Origin of the sequence: Cellulomonas fimi (assembly GCF_028527925.1) — a bacterium.
Taxonomy (GTDB): domain Bacteria; phylum Actinomycetota; class Actinomycetes; order Actinomycetales; family Cellulomonadaceae; genus Cellulomonas; species Cellulomonas fimi_C.
Window position 1 is genome coordinate 84,101 of record NZ_JAPESW010000002.1, and the last position, 24,161, is coordinate 108,261.

Annotated in this window: 19 protein-coding genes; 11 read left to right on the forward strand and 8 right to left on the reverse strand. The window is 75.4% G+C overall.

The features are described 5' to 3' along the window. Nucleotides 1-77: 77 nt before the first annotated feature. Nucleotides 78-3,404, reverse strand: a complete 3,327-nt coding sequence (locus OMK64_RS01305; protein WP_272726153.1) for a DUF7824 domain-containing protein — start codon at nt 3,402-3,404, stop codon at nt 78-80. Beyond that, nucleotides 3,401-4,714 carry an SWIM zinc finger family protein gene (locus tag OMK64_RS01310; protein ID WP_272726154.1) on the reverse strand — a complete coding sequence of 438 codons (1,314 nt, stop codon included), beginning with the start codon at nt 4,712-4,714 and terminating at the stop codon, nt 3,401-3,403. Before OMK64_RS01310 ends, OMK64_RS01305 begins: the two co-directional genes overlap by 4 nt. 196 nt (nt 4,715-4,910) lie before the next feature. On the opposite strand from OMK64_RS01310, the gene OMK64_RS01315 reads away from it, so the two are divergent. From OMK64_RS01315 to OMK64_RS01330, 4 genes are all read left to right on the forward strand, one after another. Continuing rightward, entirely contained in the window at nt 4,911-6,443 is a 1,533-nt protein-coding gene (locus OMK64_RS01315) for an MmgE/PrpD family protein (RefSeq protein WP_272726155.1), read from the forward strand. Then, nucleotides 6,443-7,336, forward strand: coding sequence for a methylisocitrate lyase (gene prpB, locus OMK64_RS01320; protein ID WP_272726156.1), 894 nt, complete (start codon nt 6,443-6,445; stop codon nt 7,334-7,336). The genes OMK64_RS01315 and prpB overlap by 1 nt, the downstream gene beginning before the upstream one ends. Before the next feature lie 52 nt (nt 7,337-7,388). Further along, a complete protein-coding gene (locus OMK64_RS01325; protein ID WP_272726157.1) occupies nt 7,389-8,519 on the forward strand; it encodes a bifunctional 2-methylcitrate synthase/citrate synthase in 1,131 nt (376 codons plus the stop codon). A gap of 154 nt (nt 8,520-8,673) precedes the next feature. Further along, nucleotides 8,674-9,558 carry an endo alpha-1,4 polygalactosaminidase gene (locus OMK64_RS01330; RefSeq protein WP_374694052.1) on the forward strand — a complete coding sequence of 295 codons (885 nt, stop codon included), beginning with the start codon at nt 8,674-8,676 and terminating at the stop codon, nt 9,556-9,558. A gap of 214 nt (nt 9,559-9,772) precedes the next feature. Here the strand turns inward: OMK64_RS01330 and OMK64_RS01335 are convergent, their stop codons facing one another. The 6 genes from OMK64_RS01335 to OMK64_RS01360 all read right to left on the reverse strand — a co-directional run bounded on the left by OMK64_RS01335 (nt 9,773) and on the right by OMK64_RS01360 (nt 16,579). Continuing rightward, a complete protein-coding gene (locus OMK64_RS01335; protein ID WP_272726159.1) occupies nt 9,773-9,925 on the reverse strand; it encodes a hypothetical protein in 153 nt (50 codons plus the stop codon). A gap of 95 nt (nt 9,926-10,020) precedes the next feature. Then, a complete protein-coding gene (locus OMK64_RS01340; protein ID WP_272726160.1) occupies nt 10,021-10,857 on the reverse strand; it encodes an HpcH/HpaI aldolase/citrate lyase family protein in 837 nt (278 codons plus the stop codon). Next, nucleotides 10,854-11,327: a MaoC family dehydratase gene (locus OMK64_RS01345; RefSeq protein ID WP_272726161.1), complete on the reverse strand. Its 474-nt coding sequence runs from the start codon at nt 11,325-11,327 to the stop codon at nt 10,854-10,856. The genes OMK64_RS01340 and OMK64_RS01345 overlap by 4 nt, the downstream gene beginning before the upstream one ends. After that, nucleotides 11,324-12,508: an acyl-CoA dehydrogenase family protein gene (locus OMK64_RS01350; RefSeq protein WP_272726162.1), complete on the reverse strand. Its 1,185-nt coding sequence runs from the start codon at nt 12,506-12,508 to the stop codon at nt 11,324-11,326. Before OMK64_RS01350 ends, OMK64_RS01345 begins: the two co-directional genes overlap by 4 nt. Continuing rightward, entirely contained in the window at nt 12,505-14,826 is a 2,322-nt protein-coding gene (locus tag OMK64_RS01355) for an ATP-binding protein (protein ID WP_272726289.1), read from the reverse strand. Before OMK64_RS01355 ends, OMK64_RS01350 begins: the two co-directional genes overlap by 4 nt. Before the next feature lie 145 nt (nt 14,827-14,971). Further along, nucleotides 14,972-16,579: a carboxyl transferase domain-containing protein gene (locus OMK64_RS01360; RefSeq protein ID WP_272726163.1), complete on the reverse strand. Its 1,608-nt coding sequence runs from the start codon at nt 16,577-16,579 to the stop codon at nt 14,972-14,974. 214 nt (nt 16,580-16,793) lie between these two features. Here OMK64_RS01360 and OMK64_RS01365 point away from each other — a divergent pair, with 214 nt between their 5' ends. The 7 genes from OMK64_RS01365 (at nt 16,794) to OMK64_RS01395 (ending at nt 24,031) form a co-directional block, all read left to right on the forward strand. After that, nucleotides 16,794-17,393, forward strand: a complete 600-nt coding sequence (locus OMK64_RS01365; protein ID WP_272726164.1) for an SACE_7040 family transcriptional regulator — start codon at nt 16,794-16,796, stop codon at nt 17,391-17,393. Nucleotides 17,394-17,519: 126 nt separating this feature from the next. After that, entirely contained in the window at nt 17,520-18,710 is a 1,191-nt protein-coding gene (gene pdhA, locus OMK64_RS01370) for a pyruvate dehydrogenase (acetyl-transferring) E1 component subunit alpha (protein WP_272726165.1), read from the forward strand. Further along, nucleotides 18,707-19,801 carry an alpha-ketoacid dehydrogenase subunit beta gene (locus tag OMK64_RS01375; RefSeq protein WP_272726166.1) on the forward strand — a complete coding sequence of 365 codons (1,095 nt, stop codon included), beginning with the start codon at nt 18,707-18,709 and terminating at the stop codon, nt 19,799-19,801. The genes pdhA and OMK64_RS01375 overlap by 4 nt, the downstream gene beginning before the upstream one ends. Beyond that, nucleotides 19,798-21,369: a dihydrolipoamide acetyltransferase family protein gene (locus tag OMK64_RS01380; protein WP_272726167.1), complete on the forward strand. Its 1,572-nt coding sequence runs from the start codon at nt 19,798-19,800 to the stop codon at nt 21,367-21,369. Before OMK64_RS01375 ends, OMK64_RS01380 begins: the two co-directional genes overlap by 4 nt. Before the next feature lie 33 nt (nt 21,370-21,402). Then, nucleotides 21,403-22,182, forward strand: coding sequence for a CoA transferase subunit A (locus tag OMK64_RS01385; RefSeq protein WP_272726168.1), 780 nt, complete (start codon nt 21,403-21,405; stop codon nt 22,180-22,182). After that, nucleotides 22,179-22,841 (forward strand): CoA transferase subunit B, encoded by a 663-nt coding sequence (locus tag OMK64_RS01390; RefSeq protein ID WP_272726169.1) that lies wholly within the window; start codon nt 22,179-22,181, stop codon nt 22,839-22,841. Before OMK64_RS01385 ends, OMK64_RS01390 begins: the two co-directional genes overlap by 4 nt. Further along, nucleotides 22,838-24,031, forward strand: a complete 1,194-nt coding sequence (locus tag OMK64_RS01395) for an acetyl-CoA C-acetyltransferase (protein ID WP_272726170.1) — start codon at nt 22,838-22,840, stop codon at nt 24,029-24,031. The genes OMK64_RS01390 and OMK64_RS01395 overlap by 4 nt, the downstream gene beginning before the upstream one ends. Nucleotides 24,032-24,161: the final 130 nt, after the last annotated feature.

Genomic DNA, 24,161 nt, shown 5'->3' on the forward strand with positions numbered 1-24,161 from the left:
GCGCATCCGCTGCGGATCGGGATGGCGAGCGCGGTGGGTTGCGCACGACGGAGGACGAGCCGGCGCCGGGCGTCGCGTCAGGCGGGCAGCAGGCGCGCGAGCAGGTCGCGGGCCTTGCCCGGCGCCGTCCCCGTGCGGCGTGCGGCGACGTCCGCCAGGCCCGGCCAGGCCGCCGCCTCCGGCGGGAGCAGCCCTCGACGCGCGGCCTCCCGTAGGTGCGCGGCGTGCACGAGCGCCACGTCGAGCACGCGGTTCAGCCACCGGGGCGGCGTGCCGTCGACCGACGCCGCGTACCTCACGGACTCGACGAGGACCGGCCACAGGACCGGGAGCGTCGTCGGGTCGTCCTCCAGCAGCCGGACGACGCGGGCCGGGCTGAAGTCGGCGTGCGGCAGGAGCGCCCGCAGAGCGAGAGTCACGGCCGCGGAGCCGACGACGCCCTCGCGGACGATCTCCCGGACGTAGTACCGCGGCGGGTCGTCGTGGCACATCGACGCGAGCACCACGGCGACCAACGACGTGGTGAGCGGCGGGACCGGCGCACCCGCCCGCTCCACGGGCCGGTCGCGCCCCGCCAGCCAGTCGCGGTGCGGCATCGCGACGAGTCGCCCCACGGACTCGTCCCAGTGCAGCCACGCGTCGTGGGTGCCCGACCCTGACGCCGACGCCGCCGCGGCAGCCGACACCGCCGCGCACTGCCCCTCGCGCTCGAGGTCGTAGAACCAGGTCTTCGCGACGCGGTACGGCCCGGCGGGATCACCCGGGAGGTCGATGTCGACGGCGAGCATCCGGCTGGCCTCGGTCCGCGCCACCCAGGTCACCGTGAGCGTCGCGCCGTCGACGACCGCGGGACGGGTTCCCGCGTCCGCGGCCCACACCTCGTCGAACGCCCGGCCGGGTGCCACGGCCGGCTCGACGGGGACCGGCGGCCCGACGACGACCGGCGACGCCGGGAGCAGGTCCACGACCGCGCGCGCGGCGACCACCGCCCGGGACGACCCCGCACGTGCCGCGAGCGCGCGGACACCCGGCAGGTCGAGCGCGGCGGCGTCGGCGTCCCCGGCCGTGACGGCCGCGAGCACGGCGGGTGCGAACGCGCGCATCGCCTCGGCGACCTCCGACGTGCCCGCGAGCAGCCGTGACGCCCGCACCGAGGCCGCGAGGACGCCGTCGAGCAGCGGCCACACGACGCTCAGCAGCCCCTCGGTGGCGAGCTCGGCGCACGCACGCGCGAGAGCCGCGAGGTTCGACGGCGTCTCCGTCCAGTCGAGCAGGTCCACGTCGGCGACCCCGGGCCGCAGCAGCCCGCGTTCCCACGCCTCGAGCACGGCCGCGGAACCGTCGGCGGCCGCGGCCGGGTGGAAGCCGCGCTGCGCGGCGACGAGGTTCACGGCCAGGCCCGGCGTCAACGGTGTCGCACGCCGGGCGGCCTGCCGCAGCCGCAGGCCCAGGTCGGCGGCCTCCGACGACGACAGGCCGGTCGCCGCGGCGTCTCCCCAGGTCGGGAAGACCTCGGGACCGACGTGGTCGTACGCGTGCCGGTTCCGGACGCGGCTCGGGAAGTCGCGCAGCGACGGCGGGAGCTCGAGGGGCTGCGGCGTCCAGTGCCGCCACGAGCCCTCGACCGCGAGGGACGGCTCCCGCACGGGGTCCGTCAGGTAGGCGTGCGCGGCGGGGCCGGCGGTGAACGGCGCGGACGTCCCGTCCTGGAGCACGACGGGCACCACGAGCGCACCGAGCGCCGCCAGGAGGTCGGCCGTGACGAGCGTGCCGTCGGTCCGCGTCAGCGCCAGGAAGAGGTCGGCCTCGGCGGCCGTCGCTCCGGCGTCGGCGTAGGTGGTGAGTCGGTCGACCAGGTCCGACGGGTCGATGCGCAGGTCGACCCACGTCGGCGTCGACAGCAGCACCGGCACGTCGCCCAGCCGGCGCATGACGGAGGCCTCGCGCGCGTCGCACGGGTCCCACACGACCCCGCCCCACCCGTCGGACCCGGCGCGGCGGTCCAGCAGGGGCGAGTCCTCGCCGCGGACCCACGCGGGGACGCACCGCAGCCCGCCGACCCACGACGGCCGGACACCACCGAGCGCCGAACGAGCGCCGTCGCGGTCGGTCGCCGCGACGGCGTTGGCGAGCGCGAGGAACCGCTCGACCTCGACGTCCACGACGCCGTCGGGTCGCCCCGTCAGCGCGGCCGCCGCGTCGGTGAGCGCCGCCGACGAGATGTCGCCGAGCACGAGCCTCGGCACCTCCCACACGACCGGGGTCGGCTGCCAGAGCCCGGCCGGCGGGGCGTCGTCGGGCGCCACCGGCTCGGCCGTCATCCCCCACGCGTCGACGAGCGCCTGCGCCGCCCGGGCGAGCGGACGGTCCGTGCCCGCGACGTGCGGGCGGACGAGGGGCGCGACGGCCTCGACGACGTGGTCGGCGGGACGCGGGCGCGCCGCGGCGGCCGTGAGCAGCGCGTGCACCACCTTCTTCGTGCGCACGGGCAGCGTCACCGTGAGGACGTCGGCCAGGGCGTCGTCGTCCACACTGGCGATCAGTCGGGGCGCGAACGCCTCGACCACCGGCCCGTCACCGCGCGCGAGCACGCCGACGAGCACGTCGGCGCGGTCGGCGAGCTCGACATCGGTCAGCGCGAGCGGACCGACGAGCACGCGCGTCCACGCCTTGCGGTCACCGGGGCGTTGCGCGGCGTCGAGCGCGGTCACGACGAGGTCGACCGCCTCGTCGCGGTCGAGCCACCCCCGTGCGACCGCCGCGGCCGGGACCCCGCCGAACGGGCCCGTCGCCGGCACCCCGACGGCCACCGCCGCGCGCACGTGCTCGGCGAACCGCCGCTCGAGGAGCGCGGCGTCGCACGGCACGCTCCCCTGGCCGACCATCTCGCCGACGCCGGTGAGCGCGAGCGACGCATGGACGGCCCAGTCCTTGAGGTACTCGACGCTGTGCGGGACGGGCAGGTCGTTCCGGTCGACCAGACGGACGGTGACCCCGCCGAGCGCGCTCGTGCTGTGCTCCCACGCACGGCCACCGCGATCGGCCGCCGCGACGAACCGCGCCGCGTAGTCGTCACCGCGCGCGGACACCAGCCTCGTCACCAGCTCGTCGCCACCGGGCGCGGACACCAGGAGACGAGCGGCGCGGCGCGCGTCGACGCCGACGCGGACCGCGAACAGCCGCAGCATCCCCTCGTCGACGTCCGTCCACGGGATCCAGCCCCAGGTGTTCGTGCCGAGCCGGCCGATCTCGCCCCACTCCCCCGACGCGAGCCCGTCGCGCGCCACCCGCTGCTGCTCGGGCGTGCCGAGCGGCAGCGACTCGACGTCCTCGACGGATGCGGACGCCCACCCCAGCGAGCGGAACACCTCGATCGCGGCGACCTGGCGGGCGGTGAGCGTCATGCGGAGGCCTCCGAGGCGATCTGGACGGCGAGCACGTGCGCGCACGGGCCGCGGCCCGTGCCGTGCGTGAGGAACCACGGGCAGGTGCACCGGTCACCGGCCGTGACCCGGTGCTCGGGACCGCCCCTGCGGCTGCGCACGGTCCACCCGTCACCCGAGACGGCGACCCCGCCGTCCGCGACCAGGCGCCGCGCCGCGACGAGCCGCGGGTTGTCCTTCTCGACGCGGTCGGGGTCGTGCGGGAGCTCGCGGTGGAACCAGGCCTCGTCGTGGGTGTCCCACCCGACGCGGCCGTCGGCGGCCAGCACGACGAGCGCGGCGCGGACGCGCGGCTCGGCGAGCCCCGCCTCGCGGGCCAGCCGCGGGACCTCGATCACCGGCTCGAACGCGAGCAGCGCGCTCACGAGGTCCGCGTCCTCGGCGACCGTCTCCCCCGCGAGCGCGCTGAGCAGCGACCCCTCGCCCGAGTGCCCGCGCCACGCCTCGTCGGTCAGCCCGAGCACGAGGCGCGCACCGGGCACGTCGAACGCCACGACGACCGGACCCGGCTCGGCGTGGCCGTGCACGGTCATGCCCGTGACGTGCGGCAGGAGCCGCTTGACCGCGCTCAGCCGGTGCAGCCCCGACACGAGCACGCCGCCGCGCACGGGCCGCGCGGACACCCGCACGCCGGCCCGGTCGGCGACGAGCCAGCCCGTGCGTGCCGCGCTGGTCGCCGCGGGGAGGGCCGCGACGAACGCCCGCGCGGGCACCGCGCCGACGGCGAACGCGTGCGGCACTCCGTGGTGCAGCTCGGCCACGTTGCCGAACGCGCGCACCCACCGCCCGGGCATCTCGACGGGACGTTCGACGGCGGTCGCCTCGGGGCTCGACACGGTGAGCCCGTCGCGACCGACGTCGAGGTGCAGCAGTCGGTCGCGGCCGACGCGCGACAGCGCGGTGCGCGTCTCGAGCCCGACGTCGACGTTCGTCGTCCCGTGCCCGACCTCGCCCGAGTCGAACCCGTCGGGCAGCAGGTCCAGGCGCGCGTAGACGCTGTTGCACGCGGAGAAGCACTCGGCGCGCAGGCGGTCGCCGTGCGCCGTCAGCACCGGGTCGCGCAGCGTCGACGGCGTGTACTGGAAGTAGCGGGTCGCGGTGACGTCGGCGAGCGTGAGCAGCCCGCGCGCGAGCACCTGCGGGTGCGCCGCGAACCCGTGGAAGAAGCTCGGGTCGTCGACGACGCCCGCGGGCGTGAGCGCGGGTGCGAGCCCGAGCGTGAGCCCGTCCTCGCCCAGGTGGGAGGCGGTCGCGAACGCTCGGGTGGGCACGGCGCGGAGTCTAGGTCGCGCGTCCGACACCGGTGGCCGACCGGAGGCGGCGTCACCCGGACGACGGGCGGCACCCGACCGGCGGCGGGCCGCGAGGCGCGTCGACGGATAGCCTCGTCGTGGCCGACCGCACCGCAGCGGTCGGCGTCGTCGTGGCCGACGGGTCGCGGCGCGTCGGACGAGGGACGGAGGCACGTTGCCCCGCACACACCACCTGCGCGTGCACCCGAGCGCCGACCGTCTGGCGCGCACCGACCAGCTCGCGTGGGCGATCGCGGAGGTCGCCGCCGACCCGGTCCCCGTGCCGGACGACGTCGTCGACATGGTCGTCAACCGCGTGATCGACAACGCGGCCGTGACCGCCGCGTCGCTGACCCGCTCCCCCGTCGTCGCCGCCCGGGCGCAGGCCGTCGCGCACCCGCACGCGTCGTCGTCGGCCCGGCACGGCTCGACCGTCTCGGGCCTCGCGCCCGACGTGCGCGTCTCGCCCGAGTGGGCCGCGTGGGCGAACGGGGTCGCGGTGCGCGAGCTGGACTTCCACGACACGTTCCTCGCGGCCGACTACTCGCACCCGGCGGACAACATCCCGCCGCTGGTCGCGGTCGCGCAGCACGTCGGCCGGTCGGGTGCGGACCTCGTGCGCGCGATCGCCACCGGGTACGAGATCCAGGTCGATCTGGTCCGGGCGATCAGCCTGCACGCGCACAAGATCGACCACGTCGCGCACCTCGGGCCAGCGGTCGCCGCAGGACTCGGCACGCTGCTCGGGCTCACGCCGGAGGTCACGTTCCAGGCCGTCGGGCAGGCGCTGCACACGACGACCGCCACGCGGCAGTCCCGCAAGGGCGAGATCTCGTCGTGGAAGGCGTACGCCCCGGCCTTCGCCGGGAAGGTCGCGATCGAGGCCGTCGACCGGGCGATGCGCGGCGAGGGCGCGCCGAGCCCGATCTACGAGGGCGAGGACGGGGTCGTCGCGTGGATGCTCGACGGGCCCGACGCGTCGTACGACGTGCCGCTGCCGGGCCCGGGCGAGCCGAAGACGGCGATCCTCGACACGTACACGAAGGAGCACTCGGCGGAGTACCAGTCGCAGGCGCTCATCGACCTGGCCCGGCGCCTGCACCGCGAGCGCCCCGACCTGGCGGACCCGGCGAACGTCGCGTCGATCGTCATCCACACGTCGCACCACACCCACCACGTCATCGGCTCGGGCGCGAACGACCCGCAGAAGTACGACCCGACGGCGTCGCGCGAGACGCTCGACCACTCGATCCCCTACATCGTCGCGGTCGCGCTCCAGGACGGGCGCTGGCACCACGTCGACTCGTACGCGCCCTCGCGCGCGGCCCGGCCCGACACCGTCGAGCTGTGGCGGAAGATCACCACGACCGAGGACCCGGCGTGGACTGCGCGGTACCACTCGACCGACCCGGCCGAGAAGGCGTTCGGCGGGCGGCTCGAGATCACGACGACGAGCGGCGAGGTCGTCGTCGAGGAGATCGCCGTCGCCGACGCGCACCCGCTCGGTGCCCGCCCCTTCGCACGACCGCAGTACGTCGAGAAGTTCCGCACGCTCGCGACGGACGTGCTCGGCGAGGCCGAGGTCGAGCGGTTCCTCGACGTCGCGCAGCGCCTGCCGTCCCTCGGTCCCGACGAGCTCGCGGGCCTGACGCTCGTCGCACCGTCCGCGGTCCTCGACGCCGTCCGCTCCCCGGAAGGACTCTTCTGATGCTGTACGCGACGACGACGGCTGCGGAGAAGCGCGTCGCCCTGCGCGAGGCCCTCGGGTCGGGGCGGCTGCTGCGCCTGCCGGGCGCGTTCAACCCGCTGTCGGCCCGGCTCATCGAGTCCAAGGGGTTCGACGGGGTCTACGTGTCCGGAGCCGTGATCTCGGCGGACCTGGGGCTGCCCGACATCGGCCTGACGACGGCGAGCGAGGTCACGCTGCGCGCCGGTCAGATCGCGCGGCAGAGCAACCTGCCGTCGATCGTCGACGCCGACACGGGCTTCGGCGAGCCCATGAACGTCGCGCGCACGGTCCAGGGCCTCGAGGACGCGGGGCTCGCCGGCTGCCACATCGAGGACCAGGTCAACCCCAAGCGGTGCGGGCACCTCGACGGCAAGGACGTCGTCGACGACGAGACCGCGCTGCGCCGCATCCGCGCGGCGGTCGACGGCCGCCGCGACCCGAACTTCCTCCTGATCGCCCGCACCGACGCGCGCGCCGTCGCCGGGCTGGACGCCGCCATCGACCGCGCGCACGCGCTCGTCGACGCAGGCGCCGACGCCGTCTTCCCCGAGGCGCTCACGAGCCCCGACGAGTTCGCCGCGTTCCGTGACGCGCTCGACGTCCCGCTGCTCGCCAACATGACCGAGTTCGGCAAGGGACGGCTGCTGACCGTGCAGGAGCTCGACGACCTCGGCATGAACATCGTCATCTACCCCGTGACGCTGCTGCGCCTCGCGATGGGCGCCGCGGTCGCCGGGCTCGACGAGATCCTCGCGACCGGCACCCAGGAAGGGCTGCTCGACCGCATGCAGACCCGCGCCGAGCTGTACGACCTGCTCGACTACCCCGCGTACAACCGGTTCGACGAGGGCGTGTTCAACTTCAGGCTGTGACGCCCACGCACCCGGGCGTCCGCGTTTCCGTCAACGGCGATGGAGGCAGTGCATGACCGAGATCCACAAGGGGCTCGCCGGCGTGGTCGTCGACACGACCGCGATCTCGTCGGTCGACCCCGACAGCAACTCCCTGCTCTACCGCGGCTACCCCGTCGACCAGCTCGCCGAGCGCTGCCTCTTCGAGGAGGTCGCGTACCTGCTCTGGCACGGCGAGCTCCCGAACCCCGACGAGCTCGCCGCGTTCCAGGGCCGCGGCCGGTCGCAGCGCACGCTGCCCGACCCCGTCGTCGACGCCGTGCTCGCGCTGCCCACGACGTGCCACCCGATGGACGTCGTCCGCACCGCGGTGAGCGTCCTCGGCGCGCACCACCCGCGCGCCGAGGACCCGTCGCGCGAGGCGAACCTCGCCAAGTCCGTGCAGCTGCTCGCGCAGCTGCCCGCGGTCGTCGCGATCGACCAGCGACGCCGCCGTGGCCAGGAGCCGATCGCAGCCCGCGACGACCTGCCGTTCGCCCAGAACATCTTCTGGATGACGTTCGGCGAGGTGCCCGACCCCGTCGTCGTCAAGGCGTTCGAGGTGTCGCTCATCCTGTACGCCGAGCACTCCTTCAACGCCTCGACGTTCACCGCGCGCGTCATCGCCTCGACGCTCTCCGACCTGCACTCCGCCGTCACGGGCGCCGTCGGCGCGCTCAAGGGCCCGCTGCACGGGGGCGCGAACGAGGCCGTCATGGCGACGTTCGCGGAGATCGGCACGGCGTCCCGGGCCGCGTCGTGGCTCGACGAGGAGATGGCCGCCAAGCGGAAGGTCATGGGGTTCGGGCACCGCGTCTACAAGCACGGCGACTCGCGCGTCCCCACCATGCGGCGCTGGCTCGAGCAGCTCGTCGACCACTACGACCGACACGACCTGCTCGACCTCTACATCGCGCTCGAGGACGCCATGACGGCACGCACCGGCATCCTGCCGAACCTCGACTACCCGACCGGCCCGGCCTACCACCTCATGGGCTTCGACACCCCGACGTTCACGCCGCTGTTCGCCGCCGCGCGCGTCGTCGGGTGGACCGCGCACGTCATGGAGCAGCTCGAGTCGAACTCGCTCATCCGCCCGCTCAGCAGGTACGACGGCCCGGCCCGCCGCGTCGTGCCCGCGCGCGACGCGACCGGGCCCGCGTAGCCCGGGTCGTCGACGACCCGCCGCCCGCCCCGGTGGCGCGCGCCCGTAGAGTGCACCGGCGAGCGGGGGACGTCGCAGGCGTCCCCCGCACGACCGGTGCAGGAGAGGGCGGGCGCCGACGGTGAGACGAGGCTGCGGACGCGCGACGGTCGCCATGGTGGCGGTCGCGCTGGCGCTGGCGTCGGGGTGCACGGGTGAGCCCCCGAGCCGCGGCCCCGCGCTCGACCCCTCGGGTACGACCCGGTCGCCCGCCGCGGTCCCGCAGGTCTCCGCCGCACCGGTGCCGAGCGACGCGGCACCGCCGGCGACGGCTCCCCGTCCGGGACCGCCCGCGGGCGTGGTCGTCGACTACCAGCTCGGCGGCGGCTACGCGCCTCCCGCCGGGATCGGTGGGGTCGTCCGGGACGTGACGGACGTCCCCGCGCCAGGGCTGTGGTCGGGCTGCTACGTCAACGGCTTCCAGACCCAGCCCGACGCGCGCGACACCTGGCTCGGGCAGCACCCCGACCTCGTGCTGCGGGACGGGTCGGGTGAGCCCGCCGTGGACCCGGGCTGGCCGGACGAGCTGCTCCTGGACACGTCGACGGCGGCCAAGCGCGCGGCGATCGCGGAGGTGGTCGGCGCGCAGGTCACCGCGTGCGCGCAGCGGGGCTTCGACGCGGTGGAGCTGGACAACCTGGACTCGTGGACCCGGTCGGACGGCCGGCTGACGCAGGAGGGGGCGCTCGACCTCGCGGCCCGTCTGGTGGCCGTCGGTCACGCAGCGGGGCTCGCGGTGGGCCAGAAGAACGCGCCCGAGCTCGGCGCGCGCGGCCGCGACGAGGCCGGCTTCGACTTCGCGGTCGCCGAGGAGTGCCGTCGGTACGACGAGTGCGCGGCCTACACCGACGTGTACGGCCCGGCCGTCCTCGACATCGAGTACGACGTCGACGCGTTCGCGGCCGCGTGCGCCGACCCCCGGCAGCCGGTCTCCACCGTGCTGCGCGACGTCGGGCTGAGCACCCCCGAGGACGCCGGCTACCTCCTGAGGACCTGCTGACCGCACGACGTCACGCAGCGAGGGGGACGGTCGGCGCTGCCGCGACGGGCGCACCCTCGATCAGCACCCCGCTCGTCCGGGTGGCGTCGCCGTCCGCTGACGCCCAGGACGTCGGTCGACACCGACATGGCTGCCGTTCACGAAGCCCGGACGGCAGCCATGTCGGTCTCGACGTCTCCGGTGTCGGGCGTCGTCGACCGCCACGCGCCGGTGGTCAGTCGGGCGGCTCAGCCGCCGGGGCGTCCGGATCCTCCTCGGGCTCGAACGTGTTCGGCTCGCCCGCGCCGACGCCCACGCCGCCGCTCTGCGCCAGCTCCTGCGTCTCGTCGTCGCGCCCGGCGTCGCCCTGCTCGTCGGTCGTGCTCATGGGTTCCTCCCCGGTGCCCCGGTCGACCCCCGCCGCTGCTCCACGGGTCCTTCGACGGTAGGCCTGGGCCTGGCACCCTGCACCCCGGTCGGTCGTCAGCGGGAAGCGCGGCGCAGGACGTCCTCGGCGTGGCGGAGGACCGGGGCGTCGACCATGCGGCCCTCCCAGCGGAAGGCCCCTCGCTCACCCTCCGCGGCGGCGAGCACCGCACGCGCCCACGCGACGTGCTCGTCGGTCGGGCGGTAGGCGGCGCGCACGACGTCGACCTGGCGCGGGTGCAGGCACGCCGTGGCCGTGAAGCCGCTCGCGGCGGCGTCGGCGGCCTCCGCGGCGAGACCGTCGAGGTCGTCGAGGTCGACGTGCACCGCGTCGATCGCGGCCTTGCCGTGCGCGCCCGCGGCGAGCAGGACGGTCGAGCGGGCGTGCCGCGCGACGTCGCGGTACGCCCCGTCGGGGCGGCGGCTCGACGTGCCGCCGAGCGACGCGACGAGGTCCTCGGCGCCCCACATGAGCGCGACGACGTTCGCCTCGGCCGCGATGGCGCCCGCGTCGACGACGCCCTGGGCGGTCTCGACGAGCGCGACGACGTCGTACGCCGCGAGCTCGCGCACGTCGGCCCGGTCGGCCGTCTTGGCGAGCATGACGGTCCGGTAGCGCGTGCCGGCGAGCGCGTGCAGGTCCTCGACCAGGTCGGCGGTCCCGGCTGCGTTGACGCGGACGATCGTGCGGTCGGGGTCGAGCGGTGTGGCGCGCAGGGCGTCGCGGGCCGCGGCCTTGGCGCCCGGCAGGACGGCGTCCTCGAGGTCGAGGATCACGGCGTCGGCGCGCTCGGCGGCCTTGGCGTACCGGTCGGGGCGGTCGGCGGGGCAGAACAGGATCGCGGGTCCGAGGGCGAAGCCGCTCGTCCCGCCGTGCCCGGGGTCGAGGTTCACGGTGCCGCGTCCGTCGTCCAGAACAGGACGGTCCGGGTGGCCTCGGCGACGACGGCGCCGTCCTGGTTGCGGCCGGTGTGCGCGAGCGTCACGACGCCCTGGCCGGGCCGCGACGACGACGGCCGCTTCGCGACGACGAGGGTCTCGGAGTAGAGCGTGTCGCCGTGGAACAGCGGGTGCGGGAAGCGGACCTCGGTGAACCCGAGGTTCGCGACGATCGTCCCCTGCGTGAGCTGCGTGACGGACGCACCCACGAGCACGGCGAGCGTCATCATCGAGTTCACGAGCCGCTGCCCGAACGGCTGGTCGGCGGACCAGGCGGCGTCGAGGTGCAGCGCCTGCGTGTTCATCGTGAGCGTGCTGAACAGCACGTTGTCCGCCTCGGTGAGAGTCCGCCCGGGGCGGTGCAGGTACCGGGTCCCGGGCTCGAGCTCGTCGTAGTACAGGCCGCGCTGCACGACGTCGGTCACCGCGTGCTCACAGCCGACCCCGCGAACCCGAGCTCGCGCGCGATGACCATGAGCTGCACCTCCGTCGTGCCCTCGCCGATCTCCAGGATCTTCGCGTCGCGGTAGTGCCGCGCGACGGGGTTCTCGTTGAGCACGCCGTACCCGCCGAAGATCTGCGTCGCGTCGCGCGCGTTGTCCATCGCCGCCTCGCTGCCGAGCAGCTTCGCGAGGCTCGCCTCGAGCTTGAACGGCTGGCCTGCGACGAGCAGCCGCGCGGCCTCGTACCAGGCGAGCCGCGCGGCGTGCACGCGCGCCTCCATGCGGGCGAGCTTGAACGCGATGTGCTGGTTCTCGCCGATGGGGTGGCCGAACACGTTGCGGCTCCGGGCGTACCGCATCGCCTCCTCGAGGCACCCCTGCGCCGCACCGGTGCAGAGCGCCGCGATCGCGACGCGCCCCTCGTCGAGCACCTCGATGAACTGCGCGAACCCGCGGCCGCGCCGCCCGAGCAGGTTCGACTCGGGCACGCGCAGGTTCTCGAACCGCAGCGGGTGGGTGTCGGACGTGTGCCAGCCGACCTTGTCGTAGGCGGGCAGCACCGTGAGACCCGGCGTGCCCGCGGGGACGAGGATCGCCGACAGCTCCTTCGCCGTCGTGCCGTCGTCGCGCGTGCGCTCGCCCGTCACGGCGGTGATCGTGAGCAGCCGCGTGATCCTCGAGCCGGAGTTGGTGATGAACTGCTTGCTGCCGTCGATGACCCACTCGCCGTCCTCCAGCCGGGCCGTCGTGCGCGTTCCGGCCGCGTCCGAGCCGGCGTCGGCCTCGGTCAGCCCGAACGCCGCGAGGCCGCGACCCGATGCGAGCGTCGGCAGCCACTCCTCCTTCTGCGCCTCCGTGCCGAACCGGTAGACGGGCATGGCCCCGAGCCCGACGCCCGCCTCGAGCGTCACGCCGATCGACTGGTCGACCCGCGCGAGCTCCTCGACGGCCAGGCACAGGTCGAACATGTCGCGCCCCTGACCGCCGTACTCCGTCGGGAAGGGCAGGCCGAACAGCCCCATCTCCCCCATCTGCGCGAGGATCGCGTACGGCAGCTCGCGCTTCGTGTCGTACTCGTAGGCGGCGGGCGCGACGACGTGGTCGGCGAAGTCGCGCACCTCGTCGCGGAGCTTGCGCTGCTCGGGCGTGAGGTCGTGGCTCATGGTGCGGTCCCTTCGTGGGGGGTGACGGTCGCGACCACGTGGTCGAGCTGCACCCGGTCGGCCGGTCGGACCGTGAGGGTGACGACGCCGTCGCGGGGGGCGGCGAGGCGGTGCTCCATCTTCATCGCCTCGATCGTGAGCAGGGGCTGACCGGCGACGACCTCGTCACCGGTCGCGACGTCGACGGCGACGACGACGCCGGGCATGGGGGCGCGGACCTCGGGGGCGGTCGGACCGTCGCCGCGCGGGCCGGCCGTGCGCGCGTCGGCGAGCTGCTCGGCGCGCGAGCGGACGCGCAGGTCGTGCGTGGTGCCGTCGACGGCGACCCACGTGACGTCCCCGTCGACGGCGACCCGGACGGGGTGCACCACACCCGCGATCTCGACGTCGGCCGCGTCGGGACCCGTCTGCACGAACCGCACCCGCGCGTGCGTCGTGCGACCGCTCGCCGCGTCGGCGCCGGACCCTGCACCGATGCCCGCACGCGCGCCCGCGTCCGTGCCGGCGCCGGCATCCGTGCCCGCGCCGGCATGCGCGCCCGCGCCCGAGGCGTCGCCGGGGCCTGCGTCGACGACCGGTCCCGCGCCCGAGCCGAGGTCCACGGTGACGTCCGCGACGAAGGAGACACCTCCGCTCGCCGGCGAGGCATCGATGTCGCCCTCTCGGGGCGTTGTCGCAGAGGACACCGTCACCTCGACCACGTGGCAGTCGGTCAGCACGCCGAAGGCCTGCGCCGGGGCACCCGCGAGCCGCCAGCCGTCCGACCGCCAGGGACCGGCCGCGCGCGCGGCTCCGCCGCCGGCCGTGCGCCCGGCACCCGCCGCGTCGACGGGCTCGCGCGCGCCCGCCCCCTGACGCACGACCGCGTGGCGCCACAGGACCGCGGCGACGCAGGCCGTCAGGTCGGGTCGGCCGCCGTCCGCGAACCGGTCAGGCCCGTCGTCGCCAGGGCCGGGCAGGAGGCGGCCGAGGAGTCCGGTGTCGAGCCGCCCGGCGGCCACGTCGGGGTCGGCGAGCACACGGCGCAGGAAGGCGACGTTCGTGCGCACGCCCAGCACGACCGTCCCCGCGAGGGCCGCGTCGAGCCGGCGCAGCGCCTCGGCCCGGTCGGCGCCGTGCGCGACGACCTTCGCGAGCATCGGGTCGTACGTCGTGCCGATCTCCAGCCCGGGACGCAGCGCGCTGTCGACCCGCACGCCCTCGCCGGCCGGCTCGTGCAGGACCAGGACCGTGCCGGTCGTCGGCAGGAAGTCGCGCGCCGGGTCCTCGGCGTACACGCGCGCCTCGACGGCGTGCCCGGTGAGCCGCACGTCGTCCTGCGCGAACCCGAGCGGCTCGCCCGCGGCGACGCGCAGCTGCTGCTCGACGAGGTCGAGCCCGGTGACGAGCTCGGTGACGGGGTGCTCGACCTGCAGGCGCGTGTTCATCTCCATGAAGAAGAACTCCGTGGGCGCCTCGTCCGAGACGAGGAACTCGACGGTCCCGGCCCCGACGTAGTCGACGCTGCGGACCACGTCGCAGGCGGCCGCACCGATCCGGGCGCGCGTGGCCGCGTCGAGCAGCGGCGACGGCGCCTCCTCGACGACCTTCTGGTGGCGCCGCTGGAGCGAGCACTCGCGTTCGCCGAGGTGGACGACGTGCCCGTGGGCGTCGGCGAGCACCTGCACCTCGATGTGGCGCGGTGTCGTCACGAGGCGCTCGACGAGCAGGGTGTCGTCGCCGAACGCGGCGGCGGCGACGCGTCGGGCCGCGACCAGCGCGTCGGCCATGTCGTCCGCGCGCCGGACGACGGTCATGCCCTTCCCACCACCACCCGCGGACGGCTTCACGAGCACCGGGAAGCCCAGCCGCCCGGCCGCCGCGAGCGCCTCGTCGTCCGTCATCCCCGCGAGCGCGACGCCCGGGATCACCGGGACGCCCGCTGCGACCACGTGGTCCTTGGCGCGGACCTTGTCGCCCATGACGTCGAGCGCCCGCACGCCGGGCCCGACGAACACGATCCCGGCGTCCGCGCACGCGCGCGCCAGGTCGGCGTTCTCGGACAGGAACCCGTACCCCGGGTGCACGGCGTCGGCGCCCGCGACGCGTGCGGCCCGGACCACGGCGTCGACGTCCAGGTAGCTCGCGCGCGGCTCCGCGGGGCCGAGCCGGACCGCGGCGTCCGCGAGCGTGACGTGCCGCGCGTCGCGATCGGCGTCGGAGTACACGGCGACCGACCGGATGCCGAGGCGGCGCAGCGTCGCGATGACGCGGCACGCGATCTCGCCGCGATTGGCGACGAGCACGGACCAGAACAGCGGGACCGTCGGCGTGCCGATAACGGGCGCGGCCGACGCGTCGGACGACGTGGCGGTGCGGCGTCCGTCGGGGTCGGTGCCGGGCAGGGCGTCGGTGGTCGCAGCACCGGGCCGGGGCGGTGCCTCGACGGGCGTCGTCGCGGCGGGGTCGGTCGCGGTCACGGCGTCACATCCGGTACAGCGCGGGCCGGGGTGCGTCGAGCGGCACGGTCGCGCACACGTCGAGCGCCATGCCGAGCACGCGGCGGGTGTCGAGGGGGTCGATCACGCCGTCGTCCCAGAGCCGCGCGGTCGACCAGTAGGGGTTGCCCTGGGTCTCGTACTGCGTCCGCAGCGTCGCGCGGAACGCCTCCTCGTCGGCGGCGTCCCACGTGTCGCCGCGGGCCTCCACCTGGTCGCGCCGGACGGTCGCGAGCACCGACGCGGCCTGCGCCCCGCCCATGACGGAGATGCGCGCACCGGGCCACATCCACAGGAACCGCGGGGAGTACGCGCGCCCGCACATCGAGTAGTTCCCTGCGCCGAACGACCCGCCGATCACGACGGTGAGCTTGGGGACGCGCGTCGTGGCGACGGCCGTGACCATCTTCGCGCCGTGCTTGGCGATCCCGCCGGCCTCGTAGTCGCGCCCGACCATGAACCCGGAGATGTTCTGCAGGAACACGAGGGGGACGCCGCGCTGGTCGCACAGCTCGACGAAGTGCGCGCCCTTGAGCGCGGACTCGCTGAACAGCACACCGTTGTTCGCGATGATCCCGACGGGGTGCCCGTGCAGCCGCGCGAACCCGGTCACGAGCGTCTGGCCGTACTCGCGCTTGAACTCGTGCAGCTCGGAGCCGTCGACGAGGCGGGCGATCACCTCGCGCACGTCGTAGGGCGTCTGCAGGTCGGTGGGGACCACGCCGTAGAGGTCGTCCGGGTCGACGGCCGGCGGGCGCGGCTCGGTCACGTCCCACGCGGTCGCCGTCGGGCGCGGCAAGGTCGCGACGATGTCGCGGACGATCGCGAGGGCGTGCGCGTCGTCCTCGGCGAGGTGGTCGGTCACGCCCGAGGTGCGGGCGTGCAGCTCGCCGCCGCCGAGCTCCTCGGCCGTGACGACCTCGCCCGTCGCGGCCCGGACCAGCGGCGGCCCGCCGAGGAAGATCGTCCCCTGCCCGCGCACGATGACGGTCTCGTCGGACATCGCCGGGACGTACGCGCCGCCGGCGGTGCACGAGCCGAGCACGCACGCGACCTGCGGGATCCCCTCGGCGGACATGCGCGCCTGGTGGAAGAAGATCCGCCCGAAGTGGTCGCGGTCGGGGAACACCTCGTCCTGCATCGGCAGGAACGCGCCCCCGGAGTCGACGAGGTACACGCACGGCAGCCGGTTCTCGCGGGCGATCTCCTGCGCGCGCAGGTGCTTCTTCACGGTGAGCGGGTAGTAGGTGCCGCCCTTCACCGTGGCGTCGTTGGCGACGACCATGACGTGCCGGCCCGCGACGAGCCCGATCCCCGCGACGACGCCGGCGGCGGGCGCGTCGTCGTCGTAGACCCCGTGCGCCGCGAGCGGCGCGACCTCGAGGAACGGGCTGCCCTCGTCGAGCAGCACGTCGATGCGCTCGCGCGTGAGGAGCTTGCCGCGCGCGACGTGCCGCTCCCGGGCGGCCGGCGGTCCGCCGAGCGCCGCGGTGGCGAGCCGGTCGCGCAGGTCGGCGACGAGCGCACGCTGCGCGGCGGCGTTGGCCGCGTGGTCGGGGGCGCTCGGGTCGGCCGCCGTCCGGAGGGTCTCCATCGACGCTCCTTGAGTTAACGATCGCTAACTGAAATGACGCTACTGTTCGACCAGCGACTTGTCCACGACTGGGAGGGCCAGATGCCAGACCGCCCGACCGACCACCCCCACCGAGTTCGTCAGTCCGCGCCGAGCTCGTCAGCTCGAACCGGCGAACCGGGCAGCGAATGACGAGCTCGCGGCCTCGACGAGGCCGGGGGCCGAGGTGGAGGGGGTGCCGACGACCGCGCGGGGACGCGCCAAGGCCGAGCGGCGGGACGCGATCCTCGCCGCCGCGGCGCGGCTGTTCGCGCGGCACGGGTTCGACGGCGTCTCGCTCGACGACCTCGGCGCCGCCGTCGGCGTCCGCGGGCCGGCCGTCTACCGGCACTTCCCCAGCAAGCAGGCGGTGCTCCTCGCGCTGCTCGCCGGCACGAGCGAGCGCCTGCTCGACGGCGGCCGCGAGGTCGTCGCGCGGACCCCCGACCCCGCCGACGCGCTGCGCGCGCTGGTCCGCTTCCACGCCGACTTCGCGCTCACCGAGCCGGACGTCATCCGCGTGCAGGACCGCGACCTGGCCGCGCTCGCCGCACCCGACCAGGAGGCCGTCCGGGTGGTACAGCGCCGCTACGTCGAGGCGTGGGTCGACGTGCTCGCGCGCCTGTCCCCGACCGTCGACCGCCCCGAGCTGCGGCTGCGCGCGCAGGCGACGTTCGGCCTGCTCAACTCCACCCCGCACAGCGCGCGCGGCCTGTCGTCGGCCCGCACCCGGACCCTCCTGGAGGGCATGGCGCTCGCCGCCCTCGGCCACCCCGACGGCCACCCGTCCGGCTGACCGGCGGCGCGCGCACCGACCGCGGGTGATAGGCGAAAGGTCCCTTGCGGATCTAGCCTGGCGGGACATCAGGCAATGGGGCCACCGCTTCACAAGAGCACGGCTCCGCCGACGACGGAGCGGAACATGTTGCGTTCAGATGTGTCAGCCGGGCATGCCCGGGAAGGTGCGGAGCAGCGGACGACGGGGTCCTCGAGCGGCGCCGCACGCGGACGGGCGAACGACGGCGACGACGCCGACGACGGCCTCGTCCGGCTCGTGACGACCGCGGGCGACCGGGTCGAGGACCCGGTCCACGACCCGTGGGTCGTCGACGTCGACGACGACGCGCTCGTCGCGCTGTACGAGGACATGGTCGTCGTGCGGCGGTTCGACGTGGAGGCGACGGCCCTCCAGCGGCAGGGGCAGCTCGGGCTGTGGCCACCGCTCGTCGGTCAGGAGGCCGCGCAGGTCGGCTCCGCCCGCGCGATGCGCCCCGACGACTTCGTCTTCAGCTCCTACCGGGAGAACGGCGTCGCGTACTGCCGCGGCGCCGACCCGACGGACCTCGTGCGGGTCTGGCGCGGCACGGCGCTGACCGGCTGGGACCCGTGGGCGCTGCACATGGCGACGCCGCAGATCGTCGTCGCCTCGCAGGCGGTGCACGCGACGGGCTACGCGCTGGGCTGCCGGTTGGACGGCTCCGACGCGGCGGCGGTCACGTACTTCGGCGACGGCGCGACCAGCAAGGGCGACCTGCACGAGGCGATGGTCTTCGCCGCGAGCGCCGCCGCCCCGGTCGTCTTCTTCTGCCAGAACAACCAGTTCGCGATCTCCGAGCCCGTGGACCTCGTGGCCCGCCGCCCGCTCGCCGACCGCGCCCCCGGCTACGGCATCCCGAGCGTGCGCGTCGACGGCAACGACGTGCTCGCCGTCCTCGCCGTCACGCGCGCCGCGCTCGACCGCGCCCGGCGTGGCGAGGGCCCGACGTTCGTCGAGGCGGTCACCTACCGCCAGGGCCCCCACACCACGTCCGACGACCCGACGCGCTACGTCGACACGGCCACCCATGCCCGGTGGGCGGCGCGCGACCCGATCCTGCGGGTCGAGCGCCTGCTGGGTGCGCGCGGCGCGCTCTCCGAGGAGCGCACGCACGACGTCAAGGAGAAGGCCGAGGAGTTCGCGCACCGCATGCGCGAGGGGTGCCTGGGCCTCGAGGCGCCGCCCCCGCTGAGCCTGTTCGACCACGTGCTCGTCGAGCCGACCGCGGCGCTGCGGCGCCAGCGCGACGAGCACGCCGCCTACCTCGCGATGTTCGACGACGAGGCTGTCCGATGAGCACCGTCACGCTGGCCGGGGCGCTCAACGCCGGGCTCCGCCGGGCGCTCGCCGACGACGACCGCGTCGTCGTGCTGGGCGAGGACGTCGGGCGCCTCGGTGGCGTCTTCCGCGTGACCGACGGCCTCCAGCGCGACTTCGGCGCCGACCGCGTGCGCGACACCCCGCTCGCCGAGTCCGGGATCCTGGGCGTCGCCGTCGGGCTCGCGTACCGCGGGTACCGGCCGGTCGTCGAGATCCAGTTCGACGGGTTCATGTACCCGGCGTTCGACCAGATCGTCACGCAGGTCGCGCGCCTGCACTACCGGACCGGCGGCGCGGTGCGCATGCCGATCACCGTGCGCATCCCGTACGGCGGCGGCATCGGCGCCGTCGAGCACCACTCCGAGTCGCCCGAGGCGTACTTCGCGCACACCCCCGGGCTGCGCGTCGTCTCCCCCGGCGGCCCGCAGGACGCGTACGCGATGGTCCGGCAGGCGATCGCGTGCGACGACCCCGTCGTGCTGCTCGAACCCAAGCGGCGGTACTGGGTCAAGGGCGACGTCGACGAGTCCCTCGACGACGCGCTGCCGCTCGACCGCGCGCGGGTCGTCCTGCCCGGCGACGTCGTCACCGTCGCCGCGTACGGCCCGCTCGTCCTCACGGCGCGTGACGCGGCGCTCGCGGCCCGCGACGAGGGGGTCTCCGTCGAGGTCGTCGACCTGCGGACGCTCTCGCCGCTCGACCTCGAGACCCTGGAGGCGTCCGTGCGCCGCACCCGGCGGCTGGTCGTCGCGCACGAGGCGCAGCGCAGCGGCGGGCTCGGCGCGGAGATCGCCGCGTCCGTGACCGAGCGCTGCTGGGACGTGCTCGACGCACCCGTCGCGCGCGTCACCGGGTTCGACGTCCCCTACCCGCCCGCCAAGGTCGAGGAGCACTTCCTGCCCGACCTCGACCGGATCCTCGACGCGGTCGACCGCGTCCTGGGCCGGCCGCACTCGCTGAGCGGCTTCACGCCCACCGTGCACACGACCGCCGACCCACCGGGCGACGCGGGCGGCGGCGACGCCGAGCACGCCCGCGGTGCCGCGACCGTCGGGAGCGCGTCATGAGCGCCGACGGGACGGTCCGCACCGTCACCCTCCCCGACCTCGGCGAGGGCCTGACGGAGTCCGACCTGGTCGAGTGGCTCGTCGCGGTCGGCGACACCGTCACGCTCAACCAGGTCGTCGCCGAGGTGGAGACCGCGAAGGCGCTCGTGCAGCTGCCCTCGCCGTGGGCGGGCGTCGTCGAGGCGCTGCTCGTCGAGCCAGGCACGACCGTCCCCGTCGGCGGCCCGCTCCTGACGATCACCGTCCCGGACGCGGCCCCGACCGCGGGCCGGTCGCCGACGGCGTCACCCGGCGACGCGGCTCCCCACCCGGCTCCGGCGCCGGACGCCACGGTGCCCGAGGCCGCCGCCGAGGTGGCACCGGACGACGCCGATCAGCCCGCCGCGCCGGCAGCACCCGCCGTCTCCGAGCGGACGTCCGTGCTCGTCGGGTACGGCCCGCTCGTCGAGGCGTCGGCCCGGCCGCACCGCCGGCCGCGCTCGGCGGCCTGGCTCGCGGCGCACGCGTCGGCGAACGCCCATGGCCACGGCCGGACGCACGCGCGCCCCGCCGAGTCCGACCGCGCCGACGAGCCCGGTGGCACCGTCGCCGCTCCCCCGCGTCCCACGCCGCCCGTCCGCAAGCTCGCGCACGACCTCGGCGTGCACCTCGAGCGCGTCCAGGGCACCGGCCCGTCGGGGCAGATCACGCGCGACGACGTGCTCCACGCGCTGGTGCCGACCGGCACCACGCCTCCGCGCGCGACACCCGCGGCGTCGACAGCATCGACCTCCGCCGCGACGACCTCGGCGACCGCACGGCCCACGACGAGGCCGACGGTGGCCCCGGCGACACCCGCGCCCCGGAGCGCGACCACGACCGCGTCGCACGACGACGTCCGCGTCCCCGTGACGGGCGTGCGCAGGCAGACGGCGGCCGCGATGGTCACGAGCGCGTTCACCGCCCCGCACGCGTCGGTGTTCCTCACGGTCGACGTCACGCCGACGACCGCGCTGCTCGCCGACCTGCGCGCGGACCGGGCGATGGACCGCCATCGCATCACGCTGCTCGCGCTCGTCGCGAAGGCCGTGACGCTCGCCGTCCGGGACCACCCGGACCTCAACGCGCGCTGGGACGAGCCCGCGGGCGAGATCGTCCGGCACGCGCACGTCGGCCTCGGCATCGCGGCCGCGACCCCGCGCGGTCTGCTCGTCCCGGTCGTGCACGACGCCGACACGCTGCGCCTGCCGCAGCTCGCCGACGCGCTGCGCGAGCTCACCGAGTCGGCCCGCGCGGGCACGACGACACCCGCGGACCTGTCCGGCGGCACGCTCACCATCACGAACGTCGGTGTCTTCGGCGTCGACGGCGGCACGCCGATCCTCGTGCCGGGTCAGTCGGCGATCGTCGCCGTCGGGGCGGTCCGCCGGCAGCCGTGGGAGCACGAGGGCGCGGTCGCGCTGCGCGACGTGCTGACGCTCACGGTCTCGTTCGACCACCGCGTGGTCGACGGCGAGCAGGCGTCGCGCTTCCTGGCCGACGTGGGCCGCGTCCTCGCCCGGCCCGCCTCCGTGCTCGCGATGGTCTGACCGCAGCAGGGACCTGGAGAAGGAAGGGGCACGATGGACAAGGTCGTCCGCTCGGCCGCCGACGCGGTGGCCGACATCCCCGACGGCGCGACGCTGGCCGTCGGCGGGTTCGGTCTGTGCGGCATCCCGAGCGTGCTGATCCGCGCGCTGCTCGACGCCGGCACGCAGGACCTCGAGGTCGTGAGCAACAACTGCGGCGTCGACGACTGGGGACTCGGCCTGCTCCTGCAGCAGCACCGGCTGCGTCGGGTCGTCGCGTCCTACGTCGGCGAGAACAAGGAGTTCGCGCGGCAGTACCTCGCGGGTGAGCTCGAGGTCGAGCTCACCCCGCAGGGCACGCTCGCCGAGCGGCTGCGCGCGGGCGGCAGCGGCATCGCCGCCTTCTACACGCGCACCGGCGTGGGCACGCAGGTCGCCGAGGGCGGGTTGCCCTGGCGGTACGACGCCGACGGCGGCGTGGCCGTCGCGTCGCCGCCGAAGCCCGTCGAGCGTTTCACGGTCCGCGGCGAGGAGCACGAGTTCGTGCGCGAGGAGGCGATCACCGCGGACTTCGCGCTGGTCCGCGCCGCGGTCGGCGACCACGCGGGCAACCTCGTCTTCCACCGGTCCGCCCGGAACTTCAACCCGCTGTGCGCGGCCGCGGGTCGCGTCGCGATCGCGGAGGTCGAGCGCCTGGTGCCCGTCGGCGAGCTCGACCCCGACGCGGTCCACCTGCCGGGCGTCTTCGTCGACCGCGTCGTCCCGCTCACCCAGGCCGAGGCCGCGGACAAGCGCATCGAACGCCGGACCCTGCGGACGGGAAGTGCGTCATGACCCTGTCGCGTGAGCAGATGGCGGCACGCGCCGCGCGCGAGCTGCCCGACGGCGCCTACGTCAACCTCGGCATCGGCCTGCCGACGCTCGTCCCGAACCACCTGCCGCCCGGTGTGGAGGTCGTGCTCCAGTCCGAGAACGGCGTGCTCGGCGTCGGCCCCTACCCGACGGACGACGAGGTCGACCCCGACCTCATCAACGCGGGCAAGGAGACCATCACACTCTCGCCGGGAGCCTCGTTCTTCGACTCGGCGACGTCGTTCGGCATGATCCGCGGCGGCAAGGTCGACGTCGCGGTCCTCGGCGCGATGCAGGTGTCGGCCAGGGGCGACATCGCCAATTGGATGATCCCCGGGAAGATGGTCAAGGGCATGGGCGGCGCGATGGACCTCGTGCACGGCGCCCGCCGGATCGTCGTCCTCATGGAGCACGTCGCGCGCGACGGCTCCGCGAAGATCCTGCCGTCGTGCACCCTGCCCCTGACCGGGGTGGGCGTCGTCGACCGGGTCATCACCGACCTCGCCGTCCTCGACGTGACCCCGGACGGCCTCGTGCTCCGCGAGTGCGCTCCCGGCGTCAGCGTGTCCGACGTCGTCGCCGCGACCTCCGCGGTCCCCCTGCTGATCAGCGACGACGTGCGGGAGATGGTGCTGACATGACCGGTCGCGACGCGGTGCTCGTCTCGTTCGCCCGCACACCGATGACGCGCCTGAACGGCGCCCAGTCGACCCTGACCGCGGCCACCCTGGGCGCGGCCGCCATCCGTGCGGCCCTCGACCGCGCCGGCGCGGCACCGACGGACGTCGACGCGGTCCTCATGGGCCAGGTCGTCCTCGCCGGCTCCGGCCAGAACCCCGCCCGCCAGGCCGCCCACCTCGCCGGCCTGCCGTGGACGGTCCCCGCGACGACCGTCAACAAGGTGTGCCTCTCGGGCCTCACCGCGATCATCGACGCCGCCCGCCTCATCCGCTGCGACGAGGCCGACGTCGTCGTCGCGGGCGGCCAGGAGTCGATGAGCCTCGCGCCGCACCTGCTGCCCGGCTCCCGGCGCGGCTGGACCTACGGCGACATCACGGCCGTCGACTCGCTCGCCCGGGACGGGCTGACCGACGCCTTCGACGGCGAGTCCATGGGCGCGTCGACCGAGCGTGGCAACGCCGCACTCGGCATCACGCGGTTCGCGCAGGACGAGGTCGCGCTCGCGAGCCACCTGCGCGCCGCCGCCGCGGTCGCGTCCGGGGTCTTCGCGGAGGAGATCGTGCCCGTGCCCGTCCCGCAGCGCCGCGGCGACCCCGTCACGGTCGACGCCGACGAGGGCATCCGCCCGACCACGACGATCGAGTCGCTTGCCGCCCTGCGCCCGGCGTTCGCGCCCGGCGGCACCATCACCGCCGGCAACGCGTCGCCCCTGACGGACGGCGCCGCCGCGGTCGTCGTGGCCGCGCGCGACGTCGCCGAGTCCCGCGGCTGGCCCGTCCTGTGCACGGTCGGCGCGTGGGGCCAGGTCGCCGGGCCCGACACGTCGCTGCACTCGCAGCCGGCGCGCGCGATCGAGGCGGCCGTGAAGCGCGCCGGGTGGGACGTCGGGCACCTCGACCTCATCGAGATCAACGAGGCGTTCGGCTCGGTCGTCGCCCAGTCGCTCGCCGACCTCGACTACCCGCTCGAACGCACCAACCTGCACGGCGGCGCCATCGCGCTCGGTCACCCCATCGGCGCGTCCGGAGCCCGCCTCGCGGGCCACGCCGCGCTCGAGCTCGCCCGCCGGGGTCGCGGCCGCGCCGCGGTGGCCCTGTGCGGCGGTGGCGGGCAGGGCGAGGCGCTCCTGCTCTCCCGCGACCGCGACTGACCGCCGGCGCGCGCGGGCTCCGGCTGGACGGCGGCACCCCCCAGCGGCCGTCCAGCCGGTCACCGCGCGTCGGCGTCGCCCGGTTGCGACCCGACCCGGACGGCAGTCCAATGCCAGGACGGGTCGTCGC